The sequence below is a fragment of the Ensifer sp. NM-2 genome, from assembly GCF_003024455.1.
Classification (GTDB): Bacteria; Pseudomonadota; Alphaproteobacteria; order Rhizobiales; family Rhizobiaceae; genus Ensifer; species Ensifer canadensis.
On sequence record NZ_PVZR01000062.1, the window covers coordinates 1 to 1,021 of the forward strand.

Annotated in this window: 1 protein-coding gene; it reads left to right on the plus strand. The window is 63.2% G+C overall.

Annotated features, from left to right (window positions below):
* A partial coding sequence (locus tag C6558_RS38725) for an isomerizing glutamine--fructose-6-phosphate transaminase (RefSeq protein WP_146160991.1) occupies positions 1 to 1,021 on the plus strand: 1,021 nt, incomplete at both ends.

Here is a 1,021-nt window from a genome sequence, read left to right on the forward strand (position 1 = left end):
GTTGCGACCATCAATGCCGGTACGCTTGAGCGCCGCCGGGCGGAAGGCAAGCTGGTCAATCTGGAGGCCCGGCTGCGCGAGGAGCCGCTGGCCGGCATGATCGGCATCGCCCACACCCGCTGGGCGACGCACGGCGCCCCGACCGAGCGCAATGCCCATCCGCATTTCACCGATGGCGTTGCCGTGGTCCACAACGGCATCATCGAGAACTTCTCCGAGCTGAAGGACGAACTGATCGCCGACGGTGCGACATTCGAGACGCAGACCGACACGGAAGTCGTGGCGCATCTTCTGGCAAAGTTCCGTCGCGACGGCCTCGGCCGGCGTGAAGCCATGCATGCGATGCTAAAGCGTGTAACAGGTGCCTATGCGCTTGCCATTCTGTTTCAGGACGACCCGTCTACCATCATGGCGGCCCGCAACGGCCCGCCGCTGGCGATCGGCCACGGCAAGGGCGAGATGTTCCTGGGTTCCGACGCCATCGCGCTCTCGCCGTTTACCAATGAGATCACCTATCTGATCGATGGCGACTGGGCCGTGATCGGCGCCAACGGCGCCCATATCTTCGATCTCGCCGGCAATGCCGTCGACCGCCCGCGGCAGGTCTCGATGGCTGCCGCCTACATGATCGACAAGGGCAACCACCGGCACTTCATGGAAAAGGAAATCTATGAGCAGCCGGAGGTGATCTCGCATGCGCTCGGCCACTATATCGATTTTGCCGCAAACCGGGTGAAGGCCACAACGGCTTCAATCGATTTTGCCGGTGTACCAAGTTTGGCGATCTCCGCCTGTGGCACCGCCTATCTCGCCGGCCTCGTCGGCAAATACTGGTTCGAGCGTTACGCCCGCCTGCCGGTCGAAATCGACGTCGCCTCCGAGTTCCGCTACCGGGAAATCCCGCTGTCGCCGCAGTCGGCCGCGCTGTTCATCTCGCAGTCCGGCGAAACCGCCGATACGTTGGCATCGCTTCGGTACTGCAAGGACCATGGCCTGACGATCGGCGCGGTCGTCAACACCC